At 29.5% G+C, this 9,398-nt stretch carries 7 protein-coding genes and 1 tRNA gene; 1 reads left to right on the forward strand and 7 read right to left on the reverse strand.

The window, feature by feature from the left end; translation table 11 throughout:
* Window positions 1-438: 438 nt before the first annotated feature.
* Window positions 439-1,236: a zinc transporter ZupT gene (gene zupT / locus FYJ83_RS18760; RefSeq protein ID WP_154443020.1), complete on the reverse strand. Its 798-nt coding sequence runs from the start codon at window positions 1,234-1,236 to the stop codon at window positions 439-441.
* A 355-nt stretch (window positions 1,237-1,591) separates the two neighbouring features.
* Window positions 1,592-1,667, reverse strand: a tRNA-Val gene (locus FYJ83_RS18765).
* 162 nt (window positions 1,668-1,829) lie between these two features.
* Here FYJ83_RS18765 and FYJ83_RS18770 point away from each other — a divergent pair.
* Window positions 1,830-3,281 carry a leucyl aminopeptidase gene (locus FYJ83_RS18770; protein WP_154443021.1) on the forward strand — a complete coding sequence of 484 codons (1,452 nt, stop codon included), beginning with the start codon at window positions 1,830-1,832 and terminating at the stop codon, window positions 3,279-3,281.
* Between the two features lie 75 nt (window positions 3,282-3,356).
* Here FYJ83_RS18770 and FYJ83_RS18775 read toward each other — a convergent pair whose 3' ends face one another.
* The 5 genes from FYJ83_RS18775 to FYJ83_RS18795 form a co-directional block, all read right to left on the reverse strand.
* Window positions 3,357-5,093: an ABC transporter ATP-binding protein gene (locus FYJ83_RS18775; protein ID WP_154443022.1), complete on the reverse strand. Its 1,737-nt coding sequence runs from the start codon at window positions 5,091-5,093 to the stop codon at window positions 3,357-3,359.
* A complete protein-coding gene (locus FYJ83_RS18780) occupies window positions 5,086-6,840 on the reverse strand; it encodes an ABC transporter ATP-binding protein (protein WP_229768664.1) in 1,755 nt (584 codons plus the stop codon). Before FYJ83_RS18780 ends, FYJ83_RS18775 begins: the two co-directional genes overlap by 8 nt.
* A gap of 138 nt (window positions 6,841-6,978) precedes the next feature.
* Window positions 6,979-7,923, reverse strand: a complete 945-nt coding sequence (locus FYJ83_RS18785; RefSeq protein ID WP_154443023.1) for a helix-turn-helix transcriptional regulator — start codon at window positions 7,921-7,923, stop codon at window positions 6,979-6,981.
* Window positions 7,924-8,049: 126 nt separating this feature from the next.
* Window positions 8,050-8,691 carry a DUF3793 family protein gene (locus FYJ83_RS18790; RefSeq protein ID WP_154443024.1) on the reverse strand — a complete coding sequence of 214 codons (642 nt, stop codon included), beginning with the start codon at window positions 8,689-8,691 and terminating at the stop codon, window positions 8,050-8,052.
* Window positions 8,692-8,699: 8 nt separating this feature from the next.
* A complete protein-coding gene (locus tag FYJ83_RS18795; protein WP_154443025.1) occupies window positions 8,700-9,125 on the reverse strand; it encodes a flavodoxin in 426 nt (141 codons plus the stop codon).
* Window positions 9,126-9,398 lie beyond the last annotated feature (273 nt).

Consider the following 9,398-nt stretch of genomic DNA (forward strand, 5'->3'; position numbering starts at 1 on the left):
GTTACTTACTGGTTTAATTTGTTGTGTTTAATTTTAAAACTAAATTTTAAATATTTATTTTATTTTACTACTTGACTTCTTATAGTTGGTCTTTCTTTGTCAAACTAATTTTAAATCTATCAAACTCTTATTATTGATTAAAGCATTATTATGAGATTTAATAATTCCCATTGTTGTTATAGTTAATCTTAATACAGATACAAAATATTCATCTATACAGATAATCTATTTACTACTCTTTACATTAGAATGATTTATGATAACAGACATTATAGCAACAATATATATTTTCAAAAGAACTTAAAATAAAGGGGTTTAAATAAGATTGGAAGCTTGATTTAAATCGAAAGATAAAAATTGCCAGAAGAACAGTTCTTCTGGCAATTTTTATAAAAAACAAAATATCCGTCTATGACAAGGAATGTTCATACCACTTATCTAGTGATGATGGAATATACTCATGGCTATTGCCATAACCAACATTCCTGCTATGGCACCGTATACTGAAATATGGTGATCCTCGTATTTTTGTGAAGAAGGTAACAATTCATCTAAAGATACAAATATCATAATTCCTGCTATTATAGAAAATAGAATACCAAACAGTGTATCACTAAAGAATTTAGATAAAAACAAATATCCAGCAATAGCACCTAAAGGCTGACATAGTCCTACAAATAACGAGTATAGAAATGATTTAGCTTTACTTCCTGTTGAATAATATACAGGCACAGATATGGCTATACCTAAAGGTATATTGTGTAATACTATGGCTACAGCTATGGGAATTGCCACAGATATGTCTTTTAGTCCAGTTGTAAATAGTGCCAATCCTTCTGGAAGATTATGTATGGCTATGGCTACAGCTGACATCAGCCCTAGTTTAGATAGATGTTCTTCACATCCGTGATGATGACTGTGGTCATGATGATGGCTATGACCTCCAAATAAGTGAATTACCTTTTCCATGAATGCAGTTATTAACATTCCTCCAAAGAAACCACCTAAGGCTACAAATTTTCCATGTTCTCCCAAATTATTTTCCATCAACTCTATTCCTTCTGGTAAAATTGACATAAAGGATACATAAATCATAATTCCTGCTGAAAAACTTAGGGATAGTGATAAAAATCTTTTATTGGTTTTATTTACAAGAAAAGAGAGTAGACTACCTACTGCCATAGTTAGCCCTACTATTGTTGTAAGTCCAAAGGATAATAATACTTCTTTTGCCATTTTGATTTCCTCCATTGATTAAATATATCTTGATTATACCCCTTATAATAAGGTATTCATTCATAGTTACTGAAGATTTAACAAGTAATGCCAGAAGACTAGCTTCTGGCAATTTATATAACTAAAGATGTTATTACAGGTATAATTATTCCAATAAAAAATGATATTATTAGTAAATAAATTACAACCTTAGTAAATTTACTTTGCCTCATACCCACACCCCCAATATTATAATTATACCTTAATTATGTGATTTAGACTATTTATTTTTTGAAAAATACAATACCCTATGCTATATCTAAAGTTCAAAAACACCTAGATATTATAAATATTATCTAGGTGTTTTGTTATTATATGGTGGGCAAGATAGGACTCGAACCTACGACTTTTTGCTTGTCGAGCAAACACTCTCCCAGCTGAGTTACTCACCCATTGGATTATATGATAACATAAGGCATTAAACTATGCAATCCAAATTTAAAAATACTTATTTATCTAATATTTTATATTTTCCTACTTTATTCCGTTTTTCTTTGATATACTAATTATATAGATAATCAACATAAATCATAATAAAAAAAGGGGTGTTATATTTGAAAATATTAATAGGTAAAAGTGGAGAAGTGGAAATTGTTCCAGTATTTAAAAATGCAGATAATGTAAGTAAGGCAGCTGAATTATATAGCTATCTAAAAGAAAGAGACTTATGGAAAGGTAATTGTGGTGAAGTTTATTCAGATATATCACATAAAGGAAGTAATATAGTATTGTTAGGTTTAGGGGAAGAAGAAAAACTTAGTCTTGATTCTCTGAGGAAAGCTTTTTTCAATTTAGGTAAAGAATTGATGAAACTAAAAGTGGAGTCAGCATTTATAACTGTACCTAAGTTTGAAAACCTTTGCTATAGAAAAACCAATATGAGTATAGCGGAAGGACTTTTACAATCAGAGTATTCTTTTGAAAAATACTTATCTGAAAAGAAAACTAAACTTACAGTTAAAGAATTCTATCTTGATGTTTTAGAAGATAAGAAAGACAAGGTAGAAGAAGGAATAGAAGAAATCAATAATATAGTAGAAGGCATATTCTTAACAAGAGACTTAGTAAATGAACCTGCAATAGTTATGACACCTAAGGAATTGGCAAATAGGGCTAAGGAAGAATTATCTCCTCTTGGAGTTGAAGTAGAAGTATTAGGTCAAGAAAAAATAGAAGAACTTGGTATGGAAGCGTTTTTAGCTGTATCAAAAGGCTCTGCCAATGAGCCACAGTTTATTATTATGAAATGGAACGGAGATAAAAATTCAGAAGAAAAACTTGCTTTAGTAGGAAAGGGTTTAACATATGATTCAGGTGGATACTGTATTAAACCAGCAGATAGTATGGTAACTATGCACACTGATATGGCTGGTTCTGGTGCTGTTATTGGAACTATGAAATCCATTGCTAAATCTAAATTAAATAAAAATGTAGTAGCACTTGTTGCTGCTTGTGAAAACCTGATTTCTGGTGAAGCTTATAAAACTGGAGATATAATAGGTTCTATGGCTGGTAAGACTATTGAAGTATTAAATACAGATGCTGAAGGTAGATTAACTTTAGCCGATGCACTATATTATGCTGCAACTGTTGAAAAGGCTACTAAAATAGTAGATGTAGCAACTCTTACTGGTGCTTGTATCATAGCTTTAGGTAGTGTAAATACTGGTGCCATAACTAATAATGAGGAATTTATGTCTGAAGTAGAAGAAGCTGCTAAAAAAGCTGGAGAGCCTGTATGGCAACTTCCATCAAATGATGAATATAGAGAACTTATAAAAGGCACTTTTGGAGATTTGAAGAATATAGGTGGTAGAGGAGCAGGTACTATAACTGCTGGACTTTTCCTAGAAGAATTTGTAAATGATATTCCTTGGGTTCATTTAGATATAGCTGGAACATCATATATATCTAAAGGAACTGGATACCTACCAACAGGTGCTACTGGAGTCCCAGTAAAAACCTTATATAATTTAGTCAAGAATTGTAATTGTAAACATAACTAAAAAAACTTATTTAATATTGCCAAAACCATTAGATGGTTTTGGCAATAATTTTATATCCCTATATAGTTAATCACCTTAACTACTTATCTTCCAGCTTCTTGACTCCATACGCCTTTGCCAAAATTCATAATAATTCCCTTTTTTATTTATTAGTTCACTATGTTTTCCCTCTTCGATTACTTGTCCTTTATCTATTACTAATATCTTTCCAGCATTTTTTATGGTAGAAAGTCTATGGGCTATTACAATCAAAGTTTTGTTTTTTACTAATTCATTTATAGCCTCTTGTATATACCTTTCATTATCAGGGTCAACACTTGCAGTAGCCTCATCTAATAAGATAATAGGTGCATTTTTCAACATAGCTCTAGCTATGGATATTCTCTGTTTTTCTCCTCCTGAAAGTGTAGAGCCAGCTTCACCTACAACAGTATTGTAGCCATTTTCTAATTCCATGATGAAATCATGACATCTAGCCTTTTTACACACTTCAATGACTTCTTCCATAGTTGCCTCTGGTTTTGCAAACTTTATATTATTTAAAACAGTGTCGTTAAATAGGTATACTCTTTGAAATACCATACTTATATTTTTTAATAGGTTTTCCATTCCTATTTCCTTTATATCTACTCCTCCAATTTTTATAGCCCCATTGTCTATATCCCAAAATCTTGCTATTAAATTTACAACAGTAGTTTTCCCACATCCTGAGCTTCCAACTAAAGCTGTCATACTTTTTTCTTCTGCTTTAAAACTTATATCCTTTAAAACTTCCTCTTTTTCATATGCAAAAGACACATTTTGAAATTCTATATCAAAATTTTTAAACTGTACCTTTTTATTGTTTTCTTGTAGGACTTCTTCTTCCATCAGCCTCTCATATCGGTCTAATCCTGCCATCATTATTCTTCCTAAGGGCAACTGACCTCCTATGATTCTAAATGGGAGAAATATCTGATAAATAAAGATCATTATCATAAATGCAGTTGGAAGTTCCATAGTTTCATTTATAACAAAATATGAGGATAGAAAGATTACAACTCCTGTTCCTATGGCTATAAATGTATCCATTGCAATAAATGGAGCTATTACTACCTTTTCAAATTTTATAAGTATGTCCCTAGTTTCTTTAAAGCTTCTATGTGTAGCTTTTGATTTTTCCCCTTCCAAATTAAATGCTTTTATAACAGGAATACCTTTTACATATTCTATTACAGCACTTATAAGCCTGGATTGAACTTCTTGTTTTTGTACAGAGGATTCACTTGAAACTTTCAATAGTATATTTGAAATTATAAAAGAAATTATAGTCGTTAAAATTACCACTATGCCAATCCTATAATCCAGTATAGTAATCATAATTGAACTTATGATTACTCCTATTGAACTAGAAACTATTTTAGATAGAGTATTCATTCCATGTTCTTCTATGAAGTTTATATCAGAAGACAAAACTGCACTTACATATCCTATATTTCCTTCTGTAAAATATCCCATAGGTAAATTCCTTAGATAATCTCCTATTTTCATTCTTTCATCAGCAAATATATTGTATCCCGTTCCGCTTTGCAATCCATCTACTAATCTTCTAAATAAAGCTCTTAGAATAACACTAATAACTATACCTATGGCTACAACAAATATATCTTTTTTAACTAATTCATTATTATTTATTTTTATCAAACCATATAATATACATAGAATTGGAACATTTATAGTAAATGACTCTAAAATACTTAGAAATATTGCCCACTTTAAACGACCACCATATTTCCCTGAAAAATTTATCATTCTTTTGACTATACTAAGCATACTCTTCCTCCTCTACCTGTATACCCCAGTCCATAGACTTCATATGTGACTCCCATAGAGTTTTGTATTTATGGTTTTTTTCTAAAAGTTCCTTATGTGTACCTTGAGCTATTAGTTCTCCATTATCCATTACTATAATATTATCTGCATCTACTATGGTGGAAAGTCTATGGGCTATTACTAAAACAGTTTTACCTACTATGAGCTTGCTCAATGCGGCTTGTATTTTATCTTCATTTTCTGGATCTGTAAATGCTGTTGCTTCATCCATTATAATAATAGGAGAGTTTTTCAAAATTGCACGAGCTATTGTTATCCTTTGTTTTTGACCTCCAGATAATTTGTCTCCAGAGTCTCCAACAATTGTATTATATCCTTCTTCCATTTCCACAATAAAATCGTGACACTGTGCAAGTTTTGCAGCTTCTTTTATTTCCTCCTCTGTTGCTTTAGGGTTTCCTATTTTTATATTTTCCATAATACTTGTGTTAAATAAAAAATTGTCTTGAGAAACATAACTTATTTCATTCATTAAATCTGTAACAGAAAACTTATTTATATTCTTTCCATCTAGGGTTATTTCACCTTTTTGTATATCCCAAAAATGTACTAAAAGTTTTGCTAATGTAGATTTTCCACTACCTGATTCTCCAACTATTGCTGTTAAAGTATTTTGCCTTAGTTTAAAGCTTACATCTTTTATTACATCTTCCTCTTCATATGCAAAAGTTACATTTTTAAATTCTATAGTATGTTTTTTTATTGCTATGGATTCATTTCCTTCCTTTAATTGTACACCTTCAAAGGTCTTTTCTAATTGGTCGATTTTATAAGTAAGCTGTATTACTGTAGGTGCAAAATCTAACATTCTAGTTAAAGGTACTCCTGCACTCATGGATAACATTAAAGAGAAAATAAATTTACTCAATTCCAATGTTCCGTTTAAATACACATTTAATTCAACTGGCAATAATAAAAGAATAGTACAAGGAAGTACAGCAGTATACATTGCCATATAGGTCCAAGACTCTCTAAACCAATCTAGAGTAAAGTCTCTATATCCTTCTACAGAATCTTTATATCTTTTATAAGAATCTGTAGTTCTTCCAAATATCTTTATTACTTCCATTCCATTTATATATTCAATTATTGTATTATTCATATCTTCTGCCGATTTATAGTACATTGGCATTTTCTTAGTTCCATTTTTCATCATAAACATCATTGGAATAAATCCAAATGGAATTGAACCTAAAGAAAGAAGTCCCAATCTCCAATCTGTAACAAATATCATAGTATAAATTAATATAGGAACTATAACAAAGGGGATACCCTCTGGTATCATATGAGCCAGTAAAGTTTCTACAGAGTCTATATCATCTATTAGATTCTTTTTATAACTGCCTACTCCTTTTGCATTTATTTCTCCTAATGGAGCTTTTCTCATTTTCTCTACAAATTTAATCCTCATTCCCATTAAAGTGTCAAAAGCTGCTTCATGTGAAGCATTTAACCCTTGAAAATAAAGATATCCCTTTAAAAATAAGGATAAAATAATTCCTCCTGACATAATCAATAAATAATTTATCCCTATACTACTTTTTTCAATAAATTTTATTATTATGTCATAAGTCAATAAAAAGGGGATTACTCCCATTATTCCACTTAAAAGAATAAGAAAAATAGCTAAATAAGTTTTCCCTTTATATTCTTCTGCATAACTAAAAGCTTTTTTTAGTCCTTTCAAATATATCCCTTCCTTTCAAATAACCTTTAAACAATATAATAGGTCTAATGATAATAATTATCATTAGACCTATTATATTAAATACTATTTCTTTTTGCTATGTCCAAAAGGTATTTTATTTTAGCCAATCAGTATTTTTTATCTTATACTAGAAAAGCAATCACTGGGGCTAAATCCATATCTTTTACTAAATGCCTTGGAAAAACCACTGCTACTTGAGTATCCAACCATTTGTGCAACTTCGTTAACACTAATATGATGAATTTCAAGAAATATACGTGCTAACTCCATTCTTTTATCCAATAAATAAGTATATACTGGTTTTCCAAAGACCTGTTTAAAACCAGTTTTTAATTTTAATTCATTCAAACAAACTAATCTAGAAAGTTCAGTAAGGGTTATGGGTGAGGAAATACTATTATCTAATATTTCTTTTGCCCTATATAAACTTTGCAAATCTGTTTTTGAAAGCTTTAAGGTATTCATATGATTTATTTCTTTATCTATAATATTATTTAGACATATTGAAATAAGTTCAATAATTTTTCCTTCTAAGTATATGTTTTTAACATTATTATTATATGGACAATTAAATATTTGTTTTATAACAATTTTGCTCTCCACTGGTAATACAAATTTATTGATTTTAAAGTTTTTATAATCTTTATTAAAAATACTTTTATCAAAGGAAATAGATGAAATAAATTCTTTAAATTTATCAGGTTTTATTATAATTGAAATTCCTTTATAATGATGATTGGGTATAAAATTACAAACTTCTTTTATATCATTTACTTGATATAGAATTCCTTCCCCTGTATTCATCTGAAGTTCTGTGTTGCTATTATACTCAGTCCATTCTATGTTTTCTCCAGTACATATAGCCAATAGAAATATTTCTCCTTTTGTTATACCACTCATCTCAATATTTTTCTTTGGTTTTATACTATTACTATAAATCTCTAAATCTCTATTTAAAATAATCCTATTATATTTACCAATCCCAATATGTTCAGGAATTTCAAAACTTATTTCTTTATTTGCATCTTTATATTTAAACTCCCTAGCAAATTCTTCTGACAAAGTGTTATTTATATTAGAAAAAATTTTAAATTCACGTATTATCTCTGATGTTAAAATATGAATACCCCCTTTATTACTTAAAAGAAAAAAATCCTATTTAGGATTTTTTCTTTTAAATTAATATTTCTAGCCAACATATCTATACAACTGTTGTCTATGTCTAGCATATAAATCTTTTATTTTATTTTTTCTGTTGTTTAAAACATTTAACATATAAATCTCTCTGGATTTATCATACAAATCAAATATTTCTTCGTGTCTGTAGTCATTTGTATATACCTTCCAGTACCCCTTAAATAAACACTCATCTCCATTGATAAATCCCATTACATCCTCATATGGTATACCTAAAAATATACCACTTTCATGGGGAAAGTCCTCTACGCTTTTTACTCTATTCTTTAAACAGTTTAAACATTTCTGTAACTGAAAATCTGTATTATAACCAAAATCACATAGCAATCTATGGTTTTTTTCTATCTTTAAATGTTCGCAAAGATTATTCATATCATAAACCAGCAGAACAACACTTTCTTTTGTTTCTTGAAGTACAATATATTCTAAATTATATTTATACAGTAAGTACTTACCATTTTGGCACCAAAAACTATAAAACTTTTTTCTACCATCTTTTAATGTTATTGTGGAAGCTGGTTTAATACCTGTAATAACTGGAGATAACATATAGCCAATAAAGCTCTCTATATAATCTTCTTCATTTAATGATTCTATTTCTTTTAAAAAACTCAATAATAAATTGCTAGTCATTTTTCTACCTATCCTACAATTCTTCTACCATAATCTACACATTTATCTGCTTCTTCTCCTTCTGGCGATAAGTTGACTATACAGCCTTCTTCAAATACCTTTGCACCATAAGAATTCATTCTTTCAACCCAGTTTCGCATCCACTCTCCATCGCCCCAATCATAGGAACCAAACAATCCAACTACCTTATCTTTTACATTATCTTTTATAGATTCTACAAAAGGTTCCATCTCACTTTCTTCAATTACTTCACTTCCCATTGAAGGTGAACCAAGAAGTAAAACATCCGCATCAACTACATCTTCTATCTTTGCACTTCCAACAGGAATTGACTTTACCTCAGAACCATTTTCCTTAGCTCCATTGGAGATTAAATTAGCCATTTCCTCCGTATTGCCTGTACCTGACCAATATATTATAGATACTTTCTTCATATTTATCCCTTCCTTTTTTTGAAATAATTTATTATTTATTAAATGATTATTCATGATATTGATAATCATTATCACTCTCTTGTTTTGTATCATATCAAAATAATCATTATATGTCAATATAAATTTCTAGAAATGTAAAATACTAGTCTAGAGAAGTCAAACATATGTGACACAGACCTCTGAAAAATTTTCTCTGAATAATGCTGTGGTTTTCTTAAATTGCTAGTAATTATTTTGTCAAGGAGGAAAGCGATAGCGATCCTTGATTAAATA

Source organism: Tissierella pigra, assembly GCF_009695605.1.
GTDB classification, from domain to species: domain Bacteria; phylum Bacillota; class Clostridia; order Tissierellales; family Tissierellaceae; genus Tissierella; species Tissierella pigra.